Genomic DNA, 17,765 nt, shown 5'->3' on the forward strand with positions numbered 1-17,765 from the left:
AGAAGGCTTAGTTTACCAGTTGAGTTTTTCTTTAACAGTATCTCTATACGTTTTTCCAATTGGAATTTCCTCTTTATCAATCCAAAGTGCATGTCGCTCAAAAGCGGTCACATGATTTAGGTTGACAATGTACGAGCGATGCACTCTCATAAAATTATATTGTGCTAACTCTTTTTCAAGTTTAGTCAGTGAATGAAGAGAAATAATTCGCTGTTGGTTTTCTATAAAATAAGAGACATATTCCTTTAACCCTTCAATATATAATATGCTCGAAGGCTCCACTTTATATATTTTCTGGTCCCCTTTTATATAAAGTACCTCTTCCGCTTCTTTTTTATCTGAAGGAGTATTTTTAGCCTCCACTTTTTCTATGGCTTTATTGACTGCCTTTACAAAACGATCAAATCCAAACGGCTTAAGCAAATAATCCACTGCATCTAATTCATAAGAAGTGACAGCATATTCGGCATAAGCGGTTGTGAAGATCACGGCAGGTTGTTGAGCAATCGTTTTTAAAAAATCGACACCGTTTAATTCAGGCATTTGTATATCAAGAAAAAGGATATCTACATTGCCTTCTCTTAAATAATTCATGGCTTCCAAAGGGGATTTACAACTACCTATGACTTCTAAATGGGGGATTTTTTCAATATAGGCTGATAATAAGGTTCTTGCGAGTTGTTCATCGTCTACAATTAAACAATTATATCTCCTTTGCATTTTTTGTCAATTAATTTAATACTCCTAGTTGCGTTACAAGTTCTATATTTTCGTTGCAAATACTACTATCCTTTCCCATGAATTATTAGATTTGTAAGAATTTTTTTAACACAATCATGAACGGAGAAACAATTTTATATATAATCGTAGGTATTCTAACGGCTGAATTTATTCTCGAAAGAGTTTTAAGTTCTCTGAATATAAAAGCCATGAGTGCCACGTTGCCAGCCAAACTTTCTGGTTTATATGACAGTGATGAGTATAAGAAATCGCAGGACTATCAAGTTGAAAAAGATAAACTTGGTTTTTACAGCAGTACAGCCAGTTATTTATTGACAGTAATTCTGCTTGTTGGAGGTGGATATGCGTGGATTGACAAGTTTACAAGAGATACTTTTGATTCTAATGTAACGCAGGTATTAGCCTTTTTTGCTATCATTTCATTGATTTCAGACCTTATTGGAATTCCTTTTGAATTACACAATACTTTTAAGATTGAAGAAAAGTATGGTTTTAATAAAATGACACCCAAAACGTATATCCTTGACAAAGTAAAAGGATATGCATTAGGTGGTTTGATCGGTGGTTTATTATTATGGGGCTTTGTTGCTTTCTATTCTAATTTCCCTGATACATATTGGATCATTGCTTGGGTAGTATTTATGTTGTTTGCTTTAGGAGCAACAATGTTCTATGCCAACTTGATCTTACCAATGTTCAATAAAATTACTCCTTTGGAAGATGGAGAATTAAGAACAGCCATTGAAAAATATGCTGAAGGCGTTGACTTCCCATTAGGTAGAATAATGGTAATGGACGGCTCTAAAAGATCGACAAAAGCAAATGCATTTTTTAGCGGTTTAGGAGGAAATAAGAACATTGTATTATACGATACATTAATTGAAAAATTATCAACTGCCGAGATCGTAGCTGTTTTGGCACACGAGGTAGGTCATTATAAGAGAAAACATACGTTACAGATGTTCTTAATTTCAGCTGTAAACATGTTTATTACATTATTCATTTTGAGCTTATTTATCAACTCAAGTGAATTAGCGGAGGCAATGGGAGCAAGTAAAATGCAAGCCATTTTCAATACGAAACGTCAAATCTTATCACCATTGAACTTAGTTGCATTCTCAATGCTTTATAGCCCTATCTCAATGATTACTGGTTTAGTAGTGAATGCATTCTCAAGAAAGAATGAGTTTGAAGCCGATGCTTATGCAAAAGACACTTCATCAAGCGAAGCTTTAATTGATGCCTTAAAGAAATTATCAGTGGATTCATTGAGTAACTTAACTCCTGATCCTAATTATGTGAAGATGCATTATTCTCACCCTCCATTATTACAAAGAATGGAAGCAATGGAAGAATAATCCCATAGTTTTTACCAATAAAAAAGCTACTCTATCAAATGATGGAGTAGCTTTTTTGTACATGAAAAAGCCACTAACTTTCATTAATGGCTTCTTGTAAGTAGTAAATCAAAAAAAGATTATAATTAATTCTTATTTATTCATCAATCAAATCTGACTTTGGAGCTTCAACCCCTTCTGGTATCAGGTCTATCAATGATTTCTGTTTCAAAATATCTAATTGAGCATCTCTCACGTCGCACATTACTTTTTTCAATGTACAACTCACTTCGTCATCGCAATCGTCGCAAGGTTCGTAGTAATTTAAGCTTACGCAAGGCAAAGGTGCAATAGGTCCTTCGATCATTCGGTGAATATCACAAAGTGTCACTTCGTTTGGATCTTTAATCAAATAATATCCTCCACCTTTTCCTTTTTTACTACTCAGAACTCTCCCCTTTCTTAACTCCAACAATATACTTTCCAAGAATTTCTGAGAGATATGTTCTGTCTCAGCAATTTCGCTGATCAAAACAGGCCCCTCACCATATTTTGAAGCCAAAAAGCGTAACGCTTTGAGTGCATATTTTGTCTTTTTGGATAACATACTAATCCTATAGTTTATACCGGTTATATATAGTTTACTGCAATTTACATAAGTTCTCTTACTTATCTATTTAAGTTAACAGATAAATACAACATTTTAAGTATAGTGTGTAATATTTCTTTTATTTATATTGATTTGATTGAGAAAAAATAACTATCATTGAAAACTATTAGGTCACATTTTTTAAAAGTTCATTTTTTATGGATCAGTTTCAAGAATTTTTCGCTGTATTATCAGAGGAACAAAAATATACACTACTAATCGTAGTTATCGCTATTGCTTTAATTGTATGGAGAATTGCAAAAACAGCCATCAAACTAATTGCTATTGCTGCGATTTGCATCATTGGTTACTTGGCCTACACACAGTTTGAACCGTCTGGTTTAGAGAAAGCTGGCAAAAAAGCAAAGTTCAAAATTGAAAATGCAGTCAAATAAAAGGCACTTAAGAAATATTGAATTACACATTATTAATATTATATTATTAATTGCGTAAATAATACAATTAATACTTGTTTTTTAAAGGAGCAATTTGTTAATTAGAAGATCTTTTTGATGAGTTTAATGACTTATCACTCTCTTTAACAATTGAAAAAGGGTTAATAACATGTCCTCTATGTTATTAACCCTTTCATTTTATAGTACATTTATTCTTGATGTATTAAAGCCTACTAACAAAATTATATATCCATTCCGATAGGGAATTTAGAGCTATTTTCCGCCGTATAGTTAAGAACAAAACATTTGATAGAATGAAAAAGACCATTACAAATAATCCTTCTGAAGTGTTAGACCATAAAATTTTTGATGGATTGAGAGAATATAGTAATCAGTATATTACTTCAAGGTTTGAGGACGTACAGCCATTATCAATTTACATTAAAGATGACAATGATGAATTGATAGCAGGACTCACAGCTAAATCCTACTGGAAAGTTTTACATATAGATCATCTGTGGGTATCACCTCACGAAAGAGGAAAAAATCTAGGTACTCAACTCATGAATTCAGCAGAGGAAGAAGCCAAAAAGAGAGGGTGCTTGGGAATAGTTTTAGATACAATGAGTTTTCAAGCTCAACCATTTTATGAAAAAAGAGGGTACGAGTATATAGGAAAAGCAGATGTTTACCCAGAAAACATCGCTAGAAATTACATGCAGAAGAGGTTATAGTCAAATAAGTCAGTTTTAGTACGTCAGTAGACTAGTTAAACTTAACCCTTTAACTCAGTTTATATTTTAGGGTTTTCATATCAATATCTCCCTTATCAAAATAAGTAGTAACATCACTTTGACACATTAACAAAATGTGATGATTTTATAATTAAATAGATATTTACAGAAAAATGAAAAACCTAATTTTTACAATTGTTACAATGATTTCATTCGGAACATATTCTAATGCTCAACAACATCATTTCTCAGTTGGAGAACAAGTAATTAATATCAAAAGCCGGCAAATTTATGAAGTAACAAAAGTTTGGGAAGATGGGAAGATAGATCTAGTAAACACTAAAACAGGCAATAGTATTGATGCTGCGAATCAATATCTATTTGATCACATTGATTATAATCAGCTAATAGCAACACAGACTGAAGTTTCAAAACCAGATGCGTTAGACTATACCTATGATTATGGAGAGCGTATAAAAGGATGGAGAATAGCGACATGGGCATGTGTTGGAGGTGCTTTTCTTGGTGGTGCTGTTGGCTCACCTGCTGTTGCGAGCATTGCAATTTTAGGCAGTGTTGCTTGCTCTGTTGGCATTCTTCATACTAACCCAATCCGGAAAAATATTTTTGCTGTAAAAAGAGCGCCTAAACATTTAAGGTAAGAGTCGGCAAACTAAAAAGAGTTCGTTAAACTTATCTATTTTGTAAGTGTAACGAACTCTCAAATACTTAATCCAACAAATACAGCTTTGGATTAGCCAAAGGTATCATTGCTAAAACCATCGCTTGTACATAATATTCAGTTCGTCCTAAAGCACCAAAAGTAAGAGATCCTACAGCTCCTCCTTTTTGTTTCGAACCAACTTCATTAAAAACCTGATCATTGGCATGACCTAGTTCTACTCCTTCTTCTACTAACTTTTGCACTTTAGGTGGAAGGTAAAACATACCTGTCTGTCCTTTCCCCATATTTCCATCTTTATCCAGCACACACATCCATGCAAAAGCAATCATCTTTCCAGCATCATCTTTGTCGATTCCACCTTCCATACCCACCCAATAATCAGCTTTGGGTTCATTTTGTTTCGCATTATTGGCTCTATTCAAAGCACCTTGCCACGTTTCCTGACTTGTCATAGGCTGTTCTGACACACCTGAAGGCACATCACATCCCATGACATCAAATTGAACATTTGGTAAAATTTTCTGCATTCCTAATAACGCAGCATTAATTTTCACAGGATTCTTTGACGCAACTACTACTTTTTTATTCATTTTTTAAACATTTCTTGTAAATTTGGCAAAGTAATATAGATATACTAATCATTTTTGATTACTATTGCAGTACAAACGTAGTAAAGGTAAGTACTAAGACAAATGTAATCGGGTATTTTTATTTTAGTACTTATAGATGACCATAAAATCATAAAGTCATGTTAAAAAATCTACTGATTAAAAATTACGCCTTAATAGAACATACAGAAATTACTCCTGACAAAGGTTTAAATATTATTACCGGTGAAACAGGTGCTGGTAAATCCATTATGCTAGGTGCATTGGGTTTACTAAAGGGAGGAAGAGCGGATACGAAAGCATTATTTGATCAAACCACAAAATGTGTGATTGAAGGTACTTTTGATGTTTCTTCTTACAAATTACATGATGTTTTCGAGGACCTTGAACTAGATTATGAAGAGGTTTCTCTATTAAGACGCGAAATTACTCCTAGCGGAAAATCAAGAGCATTCATTAACGATACGCCTGTACGCTTGGAAGTGATGCGTAAAATCAGTGAAAGATTGATGGACATCCACTCTCAACATGACACATTACAATTAGGTTCAAACATCTACCAATTGAACTTGGTGGATTCTTATGGCAAACTAGAAGGCAAAGTTGAACATGTCTTTGTTGCTTATAAAGAATATAAAAAAACAGCTCAAGCGTATCAGCACCTCTTAGATGAATACCATCAAGTGAAAGAAGAATTTGAGTTCAATCAATTCCAATTGAATGAGCTTGATGAGGCAAATTTGGATGATATCAATCAAGAAGAATTAGAGAAAGAACTGGAGCGACTTGAAAATGCTGAGAACATCAAGATTGCCTTGAACACTGTGTTAGAGTCATTAAGTAGATCTGATTTTTCTGCGGATGCAAGCATCTATACTTCCATCACAGAGATGTCTAGTTTGTCTTCTTTTTCTGACAAATTATCTAATCTAAGAGATCGTTTAGACAGTTGTCATATTGAATTGAGAGACATCATCAGTGAGATTGAGGGAGAAGAAAACGATTTACTTTTCGATCAAGAACGTATTTTCCAAATCAAGGAAATCTTAGATCAAGTTTATGGTTTACAGCAGAAACATAGAGTAAATGACCTTCAGGAACTGATTGAAAAAAGAGAAGACATCCGTTCAAAAGTAGATAAGGTAGAAAGTTTTGATGAAGCACTTTTAGAAGCTGAAACCGAGAAAAAAGTGGCTTATGAAACACTAATGGAAATTTCTGAGACACTTTCTGAAGCTCGTAAAAAAGTCATTGTTCCTTTGACTGAAGAACTAAACAATGCTTTGAATGACCTTGGAATGCCGAACGGTAGAATCCTTGTAGATCAGAAGATAACTGAGGTATCAGCATCAGGTATTGATGAAGTTGAAATCTTATTTACTGCCAATAAAGGTAGAACACCACTTCCTCTTAGAGATGCGGCATCAGGCGGTGAATTCTCAAGATTAATGCTCGCGATTAAATATATCTTAGCCAGCAAAACTTCTTTACCAACTATTTTCTTTGATGAGATCGACACAGGTATTTCTGGTGAAATTGCTATCAAAGTCGGTAAAATCATGGAAGAGATGAGTGATAACCATCAAGTATTTACCATTAGCCACCTGCCACAAATTGCAGCGTTAGGCAAACAGCATTATTATGTTTATAAAGATCACTCTGGAGAATCTACTGTCAGTAAGATCAGAACTTTAACAGAGAAAGAAAGAGTATTGGAGATTGCACAGATGATTGGGGGTGCTCAGCCTTCAGAAGGTGCAATGATCAGTGCTAGAGACTTAATCTATTCGAGATAAAAGATACAAAAAGTAGAAAGTGCTGGAATTTTAAATACAACCCACAAATTGTGTTTCACCACTTCTAGGGCTTTCTACTTTAAAACTCAACATTCTATTCAAGAGGTCTACCTTGCCTTCAAGGCTTTCTTCTCTATCATTATAGCAAACTTCAAACATGTCACTGCCAACTTCTTTTGTAGCTAACGGCATCGTTTCTCCACTTTCACAGCCATCCATAATAATCTCTAAACGAAGATTATTCATTTCATCTACAGTTATAGAAGTTTGAGCGTCAACTTCATATTTAAAGTCATCCACAACTTTAAACAGCTTACCTGAATATAATCCAGCCAATTTATCAAGGATATTTTCTTTTAAGTCTAACATGAGAATTTAAATCAATATATAAGTAAGTATACAGGAACCTGAAGATCAGTAGCAGTACCTGTGGCAGTTTGTAAATTGAATAGTTTGGTGAAGGTTATTTCTTCCCTGATTCAAATTACGAACATATTTGCATGAAATTCAAGGATATTCACTATTTATTCTATAAATCATTATAAAATACAATTATTATATTTTGCGTTTCTACTGATTTTCACAATAGTTTTACGAGAAAAGAAAAAACTTGTCAAAAATTGATGAATAGAAAATTGCAATAAAACATTTATCCTATGTATGTTTGCAGCAAAATTATACATTATACTAATATTAAGTACATCATTTAAAAGTTATGAACGCAATTAAAAGCACCAATTTTTCTTTCGAAAATGCCACAGGTGTTTACCACGGCAAAGTCAGAGATGTGTATTTCTTCGAAAACAAGATTGCCATCGTTGCCACCGACCGAATTTCAGCATTTGATGTTGTACTTGATCGTGCAATTCCTTACAAAGGACAAGTTTTAAATCAGATCGCAGAAAAATTCTTGAAACTGACGGCTGACGTTGTACCTAACTGGCTGGAAAATGCTCCAAGTCCTAACGTACACATCGGTAAAAAGTGTGACGCTTTTGAAGTGGAAATGGTCATCAGAGGTTACCTTGCTGGTCATGCATGGAGAGAGTACAAAGCAGGTAAAAGAATGCTGTGCGGTGTGGCTCTTCCTGAAGGGTTAAAGGAAAATGACAAATTACCTACGCCAATCATCACACCTTCTACAAAAGCAAAAGAAGGACACGATGAGGACATCTCTCGTGAGGAAATTTTAGCACAAGGAATTGTTTCTGAAGACGATTACACAAAGTTAGAAGAATATACTTATGCTTTATTCCAAAAAGGAACGGAGTTCGCTGATGAACAAGGACTTATTTTAGTTGACACAAAGTATGAGTTTGGAAAATATGACGGTAAAATTTACCTGATTGATGAAGTTCACACCCCTGATTCATCAAGGTATTTTTACAAAGAAGGATACGCTGAGCGTCAAGATGCAGGCGAGCCTCAAAAACAGTTATCAAAGGAGTTCGTAAGACAATGGTTGATCGAAAACAATTTCCAAGGAAAAGACGGACAAGTTCAGCCGATTATGAGTGATGAGTTTGTAAATTCTGTTTCTGATAGATATATTGAATTGTTTGAGAAAATCACTGGTGAAAAGTTTGAAAAAACTTCCTATGACAACCGTGACGAAGAAATTTTTAATTCAATAAGCACACAATTAGGATAATTTTACGATCTATAAATAAATGTGTGTATATTGCTTTTTATTAAAATAGATATTATTAAAAGAAATTATGAGATTTTCTGTAAATAAGAGCGAAAAATATACGGTATTAATTCCTGAAGAAGAAAAGTTAGATTCTTTAAAAGCACCTCAATTAAAAGCGGAAATTGTAACAATGTTCCAATCAGGTACTGAGAATTTAATTATCGATTTATCTAGCGTAAAATACGTTGATTCATCAGGATTAAGCTCTATTTTAGTAGCCAACCGTCTTGCTGGAGAAGTAAACGGTAGATTAGTACTTGCTGGTTTGAACGAGCACGTGATGAAATTAATTAAGATTTCTAAGTTAGAAACAGTTCTTAACCTTTTACCAACGGTACAAGAGGCAATTGATTCTGTTTTTTTACATGAAATCGAAAAAGATATTGAAGGCGAAGAAGAAAATTAAGCCTTATTATTAAATAGTATTATTTTTATAAAGCTCGAAGTGCAATTTTTGCATTTCGAGCTTTTTAGGCAGTTAAAGAATTTGTTTTGATATTCATTCTAAAAAATATTCGGATAAAGTTGGTCAACTGCTTATTGATTTATTACTAACAAACTTATCCCTTGTCGTTCGAAATTACAATTCTAGGGTCAAGTGCTGCAGTACCTGTGAAAGGCAGGCACATGACATCTCAACATGTACGTATAGGTAATCATCAGTTTCTAATTGATTGTGGAGAAGCTACTCAACATCAATTATTAGAAATGGGTATCAGCCTACACAAAATCGAGCATATTTTTATCAGTCACCTTCACGGTGATCATTTCTTCGGTTTACCGGGTTTACTTTCTACGATGAATATCCAACGTAGAACAGCGCCCCTGTATATTCATGGACCTAGAGGGCTGGACGAAGTTTTATTGGCAAGCTTCAAGCATTCTAATACTGAGCTTAATTATAAGATTTGCCTTTATGACAATCCCACTATGTTTCCTGATGTGATTTTTGAAAATGACCACATCACTGTAGAGACTATACCGTTAACACATAGAGTACCCTGTACAGGTTTTCTATTCAGAGAGAAAAAGAAACAGTACAGAATCATCCCTGAAAAACTTCCATCAGGCCTTCCGTTTGATGCTTTCAGGGCTTTAAAACGAGGAGAAAACATTGATTTCCAAGGAGAAACTATTCAATTTAAAGATGTAACTCTCCCTCCTCGACAATCAAGATCTTATGCTTTCTGTTCTGATACAAAATTCAGTCGCAGTGTAATCTCTAAAGTATATGGAGTGGATGTGCTGTATCACGAATCTACTTTCATGCACAGACATTTGGAGAGAGCTAACAATACATTCCATACTACAGCTCTTCAAGCAGGTCAAATTGCAAAGGAAGCTAAAGTAGGGAAATTATTAATTGGTCACTTCTCAGCACGCTATGGTGATTTGAAAGCACTACGTGAAGAAGCGCAAACTGAATTTGAAAATACTGAACTAGCAAGAGAAGGTAAAAAATTCACAATTGTAGAGACAGATTAATTCAACCTCTATATTCCCCTTTTTTAATGAAATTTATGTTTCAAACGCTCTCTAATCATGAGTTTTATATTATATTTGATAGTGTCAAATAAAATATAAATAATTATGCCATTCGGATTTTTCAAAAAGAAAAAGAAAGAGGAGTCACACTACGACCCTACCAATATAGGAATTACTGACTTACGTAAAGGATATGTACTTGATTTTGACCTTCAAACTTGGGAGGTAACTGAAGAGTATGAATACGACTGGGGAGACAATGACTTCTCTTATGAATTCAAACTTGAAAGTGCTACTGACAGTGTTTTTTTAAGCGTTGGAGATGACGACTATATAACTGGTACAGTTTCTAGAAAAATCATGTGGGGCAAACTTCCTGAAGACGTGGAAGATGGAATTTTACAAAAAGGCAAACCACCTAAGCAAATCACATTTGAAGGTATTACCTATTACAGAGATTCTAAAAGTGTTGGGTATTGGAGAAATACTACCACAACAGATGGAGACGACAGTTTAGAATATATGTGCTGGGAATATTATGATGATACAGAAAAAAACGTCATCACATTGGAGCGATTCGGCGACGAAGAGTTTGAAGCCTCAAAAGGTATAGTCTACTCTCCTGATGCCTTCTCAAATATTTTACCTACAAGCTAAGTGATTGTTTAAACATCTTTTTAAGCTCAGATTACGTTACATTATTTATATACATTTACAATCTTAACGTGCAAACATCTAAAAACATGAGAAGAATATTCGTATTTCTATCCTTCCTTTTTTTGATTTCTTGTTCTTCTCAAGAAACCTTCAAAAAAACACCTGTTGATCAGTTTATTGTCGATATGAGCGACGTAAACAACTTCACTATTTTACTTCATGATATGGATGCAGAAGAGCATATGTTCACTGCAGATGAATATCGTCACCAATACAAAATCATCACATTAGGAGCAGATAGTGTTCCGCAAACTAAAACAACAGAATGGTACCCTGTTTCTGAAGCATTTTTCAACTTACACTCTGGTGATATCGGAATGGAAATCGCTTCAAAAGTAGACGGAAAAGTATCAAAGCAAGTATCACCTCCTGGTTATTCTGGATATGTAGGTAACTCTAAATATGGTCAGTGGAAAACGAACCCAAGTACAGGAACTAGTTTCTGGGAGTTCTACGGCCGATATGCCATGTTTAGAAGCATCTTTGGAATGGGTTATTACGGCCCAATCTATAGATCTAGCTATTACGATTATAGAAGACATTACAGCTCAGGAAGAAATTATTATGGTGGTAGTTCTGGATCTCCAAGATATGGAACTTACTCATCAGGCGTAACAAAATCAAATCCTAGCTTCTCAAGAAGAATGAGTACTAGCAGCAGCTTCAAAAGCACTGTAAATAACAGTGTAAGCCGTTCACCTGCACGTTCTGCGGCAGGTTCTAGATCATCAGGCTACAAAAGCTCATCTTCTAGATATGGCAGTGGATCATCATCTAGATCAAGATCTTCTTCTTCTGGAGGAAAATAAAAAATATTTATTTACTATTTTCAATACCCTCAGTTCCAAACAGCTGAGGGTTTTTGTTTCAAACAAACAATGAGAACTTCGTTTTTATCTAAATCAAACACTTTAAAATTAGCCTTATTTGCTACTGGTTTATCAGGTATTGTAGCAGAATATGTCTTATCTACTTTAGCAACTTATTTTCTTGGCAACTCCGTTTTACAGTGGACACTTACACTCTCATTTATGCTCTTTGCAATGGGACTAGGTAGTCGATACAGTAAGTATATGGACAAGAACTTGATTGAGAAATTCATTCTTGTAGAATTTATTCTCTCTTTTCTAGTTTCCTTCAGTTCAATAATTGCTTATGGAATTTCTGCCTATGTGAGTTTCAACCAAGGCCTGCACGTCTTTCCGTTACCAATTGATGGAGTATTGATTTACTTCACCAGCATCTGTATTGGATTTTTAATTGGCTTGGAAATCCCTCTAGCCACTCGTCTTAATGATTCTTTTGAGACATTAAAAGTCAACATTTCTTCTGTGATGGAGAAAGATTACTTCGGTAGTTTATTTGGAGGTTTATTCTTTGCATTTATTGGTCTCCCTTTTTTAGGATTAACTTATACTCCATTTATATTGGGTTTTGTCAATCTAAGTGTTGCAATCCTTTTACTTTGGAGATTGGATGACATCATCTCTCCCAAATGGGTAAAACAATTGAAGATAGGAAGTATTTCACTTTTTGCAGTAATTGGAATCGGGATGTACAATGCTGAGGAAGTTATTAATTATGGAGAACAGCATTTGTATAAAGATAAAGTTGTATTCCAGGAGCAAACATCTTATCAGCGACTAGTGGTTACCAAATGGAAAAATGATTATTGGTTATACATCAATGGGCATTTACAGCTAAGTACTTTTGATGAATGGCTTTATCATGAACCAATGGCCATTCCTGCATTATCATTAAATGGCCGTCCTCAAAAAGTATTGATTCTTGGTGGAGGAGATGGTTGTTTGGCAAGAGAAGCTCTTAAATATCCATCTATTGAAAAAATCACTTTAGTGGATTTAGATCCTGGAATGACAAGGTTAGGTCAAGAACATCCTATTTTTGTAGAATTAAATGACAATTCACTCAACAACCCAAAAGTTGAAGTGATTAATGGAGATGCTTTTACCTATCTAGAAAAGACAGAAGAATTTTTTGATGTGATCTTGATGGACTTTCCGGATCCCAAGTCTATTGAATTAGGAAGGCTTCAATCAATGGAAACATTTAGAATGTGCTGGCACCACTTAAGACCAAATGGTGTGATTGTCACTCAAGCTGGAAGTCCATATTACGCTACGAGAGCTTTTTACTGTATTGAAAAAACAATGCAAGAAGCTGGGTTCAATACTATTCCTATGAGAAATCAGGTACTTACACTTGGTGAATGGGGATGGGTGATGGGAACCAAAACCTTAAGTCCAGATGAGATGAAACAAAAAATCAGAGGTTTAAATATTGAAAATATTCCTACTCGATGGATCAACAATGAATCACTTAACAGTATTACCTCTTTTGGTAAAGGGCTTATTGAATTTGACAGCTCAAAAGTGGAAGTCAATACTGTCCATAATCCAGTTCTCCCTACTTATTATGGTAAAGGAAATTGGGATTTATTTTAAGATTTAAGAAGGTCTAAAAAAAACAAGAGGTGGTTTGTAAGAATCTTTACGAACCACCTCTTATTTTTTATACTCTCCATAATGATATCAGACCTTTCTCTACAAAAGACCTTTCAATCTTCGATATTCTTCTGGTGTATTGGCATTTGCCATTTCATTTTCATGATTAGGAATTACTAACTCAATATCACTATTGACCAAAGTTTTCATTGGGGATGAATACCCCCAACTCAAAAACTCCAATAATTTCCCATAAGCTTTAGGTTCCCAAATACAAATCAAAGGTTCTGGAAAATCCATCTGAGGACTTTGAAATGATGTCGCATATTTTTGAGGATTTCTTGAAACAACCAATTGATGCAATGAAGCCTGGCTCAACAGCGGTAAATCACATGCAACAACCAACCAAGCTGAATTAGGGTCACTCTGAAAAGCAGATAAAATACCTCCTAACGGCCCCATACCTAAAAACTTGTCTTGAATTTGAGCAACTTCTGAAAACCTATCATCTTCTTCTCCTACAGATACAAAAACATCATCACAAAATTGACTGAGAAGTTCATAGGAATATTTCCATTGTGGCTGACCATGATAATTCAGCATCGCTTTATCCTCTCCCATCCGGGTACTTTTACCACCAACAAGTACCAAGCCTTTAAGCTTTGGCTTGAACACGGATTGTGAACATATAAAATCTGTAATACCTTTTAAGTCATCCATCTTAAAAATAGGCAAATTTACTACTTCTGGCTTATTTCCTAATAATGCTTTCGGTAATTCTTTCACTTCATTTTTAAGTACAACCGCCACCGGATTCTTGATCTTTCCAAGATCATTGGATAAAGATTCTTTCTCCCCTATAAACAAAAGTTGTTTTCGCCCATCAAAATAATTTCCATTGACCAAAGTAAGATCACAATTTTTGAAGAACGTTCTCAATTCAAACGAAGAAAATGAAACGTCAACATCAATTTTATTTTCAGTACTAGAAACCTCTTGCCCATCAACAAAAGAAACAATCACATCACTACTGACCTCCTCATTTTTATCCAAAAAGGTTATTTTCAAGGATGATATTTTTTTTGAAATGGATATTACAAAGTTTTTTATAGTACTATTTGATATTCCAACCAAGGCGAATTCACTCACACCATAATTCCCTATATTCTTTTGTCCTATTTTTGGATGTTTCTGACGCTTCATTTATCTATTAAAATCAGATTTACCACCTGTTTTATGCATCAATTTTGTTTCCTTGATGATAATATCATGTGAAAGTGCTTTGCACATATCATAAATCGTCAAAGCGGCAACACTCGCTCCTGTTAACGCTTCCATTTCCACTCCTGTTTTTGAAGTCACTGAAGCAGTACTTTTGATCGTAATTTCAGTTTCAGAAGACCATTCAATCTCAACATTGCATTTATCTAAAGGAAGCGGATGACATAATGGAATAAGGTCCGAAGTCTTTTTGGTCCCCATAATACCAGCAATCATGGCTGTCTGGAAAATAGAACCTTTTTTGGTTGAATTATCTTGTACCTGAATTTGAAGTGCCACCTCTTTTGGAAAGCTTATTACAGTTTGAGCAATTGCAATTCTCTTTGTTACACTTTTACCTCCAACGTCCACCATAGAAGGGTTTCCCTCCTCGTCAAGGTGCGTTAAGGTATTATTTTTTTCTTCTTCTTTTTTCATTCTTAAGCTTTCTGTAAGTATTTTCGGAGTTCAATTTCAGAATAAACAAACTACTATGCAAAATCATTTGATAGAACCATCAGAAGTTGACCAAATAATTAATCAGGTCACTTTAAAAACTGAGGTAATTATGGTTTCACTTTTTGATGCCGTGGGCAATGTATTAGCGGAAGATATATTTGCAGACCGAGATTTCCCTCCATTCAACAGAGTGGCTATGGATGGTATTGCAATTAATTACAGTGAAATTGAAAAAGGAACACGTCAGTTTAAGATTGAAGGTGTGCAAGCAGCAGGAAGTCCTCAAATGACATTACAGCAATCTCAAAATTGTCTTGAGGTCATGACTGGAGCAATGTTGCCGAACAATGTTGATGTGGTAATTCCTTATGAGTGGACAAAAAAAGAGGGAGATACCATGATCGTTGAAGATTTTATGGGTATTAAATCTTTCGGCAATATACACTTACAAGGTAGTGATGAAAAAGAAGGCAATTTGATTTTAAAAAGTGGTACTTCCATCACATCTGCTGAAATTGGGTTATTAGCCACCGTTGGGCAGCATGAGGTAAAGGTCTATTCAAAACCAAAAGTAGCTATTATTGCTACTGGCGATGAGCTGGTGAGCATTGAAGAAACTCCTGCTCCACAACAGATCAGGATGTCTAATTGCCATACAATTCAAAGTAGGTTACAAGAGGAAGGTTTGTATTCCAAGATTTTCCACCTTAAAGATAATTATGATGAATTAAAACAATCTATTCAATCACTTTTTGAGGAATATGATATCTTTGTATTCAGCGGAGGGGTTTCAAAAGGAAAGTTTGATTATCTTCCACAGGTATTCGAAGAATTAGGTGTGAAGAAAAGATTTCATGGCGTAAAACAACGTCCTGGAAAACCATTCTGGTTTGGTATTACAGCCAACCAACAACCTATTTTTGCATTGCCAGGAAATCCAGTATCAACTTATCTGTGTTCTAATAGATATTTAATACCTTGGTTATACAATCAGCAATGTATTAGTTCTCCATTAGTTAAAAAGTATGCTACATTAGCTGAGAATTTTACGTTTAAGAAACCTCTTACTTTTTTCCTTCAAGTTAACGCCTATTATGATGATGAAGGTCAACTTTGGGCTAAACCAATTACAGGGGGAGGATCAGGCGACTTGACAAGCCTTATTAAGGCAAATGCTTTTCTTGAATTATCAGGAGAAAGGTCCGATTTCTCAAAAAATGAAAAATTACCTATTTGGTTCTATAAAAAATAGATTATGAAATTAAGATTATTAGACAACAGTATCCGATTAAGATTAAATAAAGTTGATCTTGACACACTCTATAATGACGGTGAAGTATGGACTGTTTCACAATTGGGAAAAACCTCTTTTGCTTACGGTGTAAAATCTGTTGAACAAGGTGAAATGAGTGTTGAAATGGATAATAACCGTTTACAATTCCGTCTTAATGTAGCACAAATCAATGAGTGGCATTCTACAAGTAAAGTGGGTTATTCTGCGGTTCAGGAAAATGAAGATGGTTCTACATTGAAACTGTTGATTGAAAAAGATTTCAAATGTCTGACTGACCGTGATGAAGATGAAAGCAACAACTTCGAAAACCCTAACAGCACTTGCTAGGGACAGTTTCGAAGCTTAAATACAACGCCAATAATTCATTTACATACTAAAAAATGTCATGGATTATTGGTTTTTATTCTACATTCCATTTTTCTAACCTTCTGTTACTAGAGGCTATAAACTGTTTTCCATTAGGAAGAATAGCGATTACATCATGGCGGCCAAATTGTGTATAAGAATGTAGCTTCTTTCCAGTTTCTATATCCCATAAATCCAAATAACCCGTGCTACTTGCAATAAAACGCTCACCATCGGGTAACAATGATATTGCTCTATGACTTCCCATTTTGGTATAAGATAGAAGCTTCTCGCCCGTTTCCACATCCCACAAATCCAAATAACCCGTACTACCTGCGATAAAGCGTTCTCCATCAGGTAACACAGCGATAGCTTCGTGGCTTCCTGCTTTTGTATAAGTACGCAACTTTTCTCCCGTTTCTACATCCCACAAATCTAAATTACCTGTACTACCTGCAATAAAACGCTTACCATCGGGTAACACGGCTATTGCTTCATGACTACCTGATTTTGTATATGTACGAATTTTTTCTCCGGTTTCTATATCCCATAAATCTAAATTACCTGTACTACCTGCAATAAAACGTTTACCATCGGGTAACACGGCTATTGCTTCATGACTACCCCACTGTGTAAATGTTCTGATTTTCTCACCGGTTTCTACATCCCAGAGATCTAAGTTACCGGTACTGCCTGCAATAAAGCGTTTGCCATCAGGTAAAATAGCAATTGCCTCATGGCTGCCCCACTCTGTATATGTCTTTAGCTTCTTACCCGTCTCTACATCCCATAAATCCAGATAACCCGTGCTACCTGCAATAAAGCGTTTACCATCAGGAAGAACTGCTAGTGCTTCGTGATCGCCCATTTTTGTGTAGGTTAAAATGACATCAGAACTTTTTGCAAAAGAAAAAAGTAAGGCTGTGAAAACAAATAAAGATAATTTTTTGAACATAGTATTAAGGTTTGAGTGAGTCTAATATTTCAAGTACGAAGCCAAAATAATGAAGAATTAATTATCAATTACTTTGTCTTAGTTCTTAATATACACTTTTTTATAAAAATGAACCACATCAATAATGATGTGGCCCATTTGTAATAA

Annotated in this window: 20 protein-coding genes; 13 read left to right on the forward strand and 7 right to left on the reverse strand. The window is 34.8% G+C overall.

All coding sequences use genetic code 11. The features are described 5' to 3' along the window. Positions 1–12: 12 nt before the first annotated feature. A complete protein-coding gene (locus AVL50_RS13225; protein WP_062616976.1) occupies positions 13–720 on the reverse strand; it encodes a LytTR family DNA-binding domain-containing protein in 708 nt (235 codons plus the stop codon). A 116-nt stretch (positions 721–836) separates the two neighbouring features. Between AVL50_RS13225 and AVL50_RS13230 the strand changes: the two genes are divergently transcribed. Beyond that, on the forward strand, positions 837–2,099 hold the full coding sequence (locus AVL50_RS13230) for a M48 family metallopeptidase (RefSeq protein WP_044202640.1): 1,263 nt from the start codon (positions 837–839) through the stop codon (positions 2,097–2,099). Positions 2,100–2,235: 136 nt separating this feature from the next. On the opposite strand, the gene AVL50_RS13235 is transcribed toward AVL50_RS13230, so the two are convergent. Next, on the reverse strand, positions 2,236–2,685 hold the full coding sequence (locus tag AVL50_RS13235) for an Rrf2 family transcriptional regulator (protein WP_044202641.1): 450 nt from the start codon (positions 2,683–2,685) through the stop codon (positions 2,236–2,238). A 200-nt stretch (positions 2,686–2,885) separates the two neighbouring features. On the opposite strand from AVL50_RS13235, the gene AVL50_RS13240 reads away from it, so the two are divergent. The 3 genes from AVL50_RS13240 (at position 2,886) to AVL50_RS13250 (ending at position 4,518) form a co-directional block, all read left to right on the forward strand. Next, on the forward strand, positions 2,886–3,122 hold the full coding sequence (locus AVL50_RS13240) for a hypothetical protein (RefSeq protein ID WP_062616977.1): 237 nt from the start codon (positions 2,886–2,888) through the stop codon (positions 3,120–3,122). A 314-nt stretch (positions 3,123–3,436) separates the two neighbouring features. Continuing rightward, positions 3,437–3,856, forward strand: coding sequence for a GNAT family N-acetyltransferase (locus AVL50_RS13245; RefSeq protein WP_062616978.1), 420 nt, complete (start codon positions 3,437–3,439; stop codon positions 3,854–3,856). A 173-nt stretch (positions 3,857–4,029) separates the two neighbouring features. Then, the gene (locus AVL50_RS13250; RefSeq protein WP_062616979.1) at positions 4,030–4,518 is read left to right on the forward strand and encodes a hypothetical protein; all 489 of its coding nucleotides are present in this window, start codon (positions 4,030–4,032) and stop codon (positions 4,516–4,518) included. A 67-nt stretch (positions 4,519–4,585) separates the two neighbouring features. Here the strand turns inward: AVL50_RS13250 and yjjX are convergent, their stop codons facing one another. Continuing rightward, on the reverse strand, positions 4,586–5,131 hold the full coding sequence (gene yjjX / locus AVL50_RS13255) for an inosine/xanthosine triphosphatase (RefSeq protein WP_062616980.1): 546 nt from the start codon (positions 5,129–5,131) through the stop codon (positions 4,586–4,588). 158 nt (positions 5,132–5,289) lie between these two features. Between yjjX and recN the strand changes: the two genes are divergently transcribed. Further along, positions 5,290–6,945, forward strand: coding sequence for a DNA repair protein RecN (gene recN / locus AVL50_RS13260; RefSeq protein ID WP_062616981.1), 1,656 nt, complete (start codon positions 5,290–5,292; stop codon positions 6,943–6,945). 30 nt (positions 6,946–6,975) lie between these two features. Here recN and AVL50_RS13265 read toward each other — a convergent pair whose 3' ends face one another. Further along, positions 6,976–7,314, reverse strand: coding sequence for a hypothetical protein (locus tag AVL50_RS13265; protein WP_062616982.1), 339 nt, complete (start codon positions 7,312–7,314; stop codon positions 6,976–6,978). Between the two features lie 346 nt (positions 7,315–7,660). On the opposite strand from AVL50_RS13265, the gene AVL50_RS13270 reads away from it, so the two are divergent. The 6 genes from AVL50_RS13270 (at position 7,661) to AVL50_RS13295 (ending at position 13,305) form a co-directional block, all read left to right on the forward strand. Continuing rightward, positions 7,661–8,596: a phosphoribosylaminoimidazolesuccinocarboxamide synthase gene (locus AVL50_RS13270; protein ID WP_062616983.1), complete on the forward strand. Its 936-nt coding sequence runs from the start codon at positions 7,661–7,663 to the stop codon at positions 8,594–8,596. A 67-nt stretch (positions 8,597–8,663) separates the two neighbouring features. Further along, positions 8,664–9,044, forward strand: a complete 381-nt coding sequence (locus AVL50_RS13275; protein WP_044202651.1) for an STAS domain-containing protein — start codon at positions 8,664–8,666, stop codon at positions 9,042–9,044. Positions 9,045–9,205: 161 nt separating this feature from the next. Continuing rightward, positions 9,206–10,123: a ribonuclease Z gene (locus tag AVL50_RS13280; protein ID WP_062616984.1), complete on the forward strand. Its 918-nt coding sequence runs from the start codon at positions 9,206–9,208 to the stop codon at positions 10,121–10,123. A gap of 105 nt (positions 10,124–10,228) precedes the next feature. Beyond that, positions 10,229–10,780, forward strand: a complete 552-nt coding sequence (locus AVL50_RS13285; RefSeq protein WP_062616985.1) for a DUF4178 domain-containing protein — start codon at positions 10,229–10,231, stop codon at positions 10,778–10,780. A gap of 86 nt (positions 10,781–10,866) precedes the next feature. Then, complete coding sequence (locus AVL50_RS13290; RefSeq protein WP_062616986.1) at positions 10,867–11,649, forward strand: hypothetical protein; 783 nt, start codon at positions 10,867–10,869, stop codon at positions 11,647–11,649. Positions 11,650–11,718: 69 nt separating this feature from the next. After that, a complete protein-coding gene (locus AVL50_RS13295) occupies positions 11,719–13,305 on the forward strand; it encodes a polyamine aminopropyltransferase (protein WP_062616987.1) in 1,587 nt (528 codons plus the stop codon). A gap of 99 nt (positions 13,306–13,404) precedes the next feature. Here the strand turns inward: AVL50_RS13295 and AVL50_RS32735 are convergent, their stop codons facing one another. Next, complete coding sequence (locus AVL50_RS32735; RefSeq protein ID WP_172826836.1) at positions 13,405–14,373, reverse strand: NTP transferase domain-containing protein; 969 nt, start codon at positions 14,371–14,373, stop codon at positions 13,405–13,407. Between the two features lie 135 nt (positions 14,374–14,508). Next, positions 14,509–15,003 carry a cyclic pyranopterin monophosphate synthase MoaC gene (moaC, locus tag AVL50_RS13305; RefSeq protein WP_062616988.1) on the reverse strand — a complete coding sequence of 165 codons (495 nt, stop codon included), beginning with the start codon at positions 15,001–15,003 and terminating at the stop codon, positions 14,509–14,511. 55 nt (positions 15,004–15,058) lie between these two features. On the opposite strand from moaC, the gene AVL50_RS13310 reads away from it, so the two are divergent. Both AVL50_RS13310 and AVL50_RS13315 read left to right on the forward strand, forming a co-directional pair. After that, positions 15,059–16,276 carry a molybdopterin molybdotransferase MoeA gene (locus AVL50_RS13310; protein WP_062616989.1) on the forward strand — a complete coding sequence of 406 codons (1,218 nt, stop codon included), beginning with the start codon at positions 15,059–15,061 and terminating at the stop codon, positions 16,274–16,276. A 3-nt stretch (positions 16,277–16,279) separates the two neighbouring features. Next, complete coding sequence (locus AVL50_RS13315; RefSeq protein ID WP_062616990.1) at positions 16,280–16,645, forward strand: hypothetical protein; 366 nt, start codon at positions 16,280–16,282, stop codon at positions 16,643–16,645. Positions 16,646–16,718: 73 nt separating this feature from the next. Here the strand turns inward: AVL50_RS13315 and AVL50_RS13320 are convergent, their stop codons facing one another. Beyond that, on the reverse strand, positions 16,719–17,618 hold the full coding sequence (locus tag AVL50_RS13320; protein WP_062616991.1) for a WD40 repeat domain-containing protein: 900 nt from the start codon (positions 17,616–17,618) through the stop codon (positions 16,719–16,721). Positions 17,619–17,765: the final 147 nt, after the last annotated feature.

The sequence above is a fragment of the Flammeovirga sp. SJP92 genome (assembly GCF_001583495.1).
Lineage (GTDB): Bacteria > Bacteroidota > Bacteroidia > Cytophagales > Flammeovirgaceae > Flammeovirga.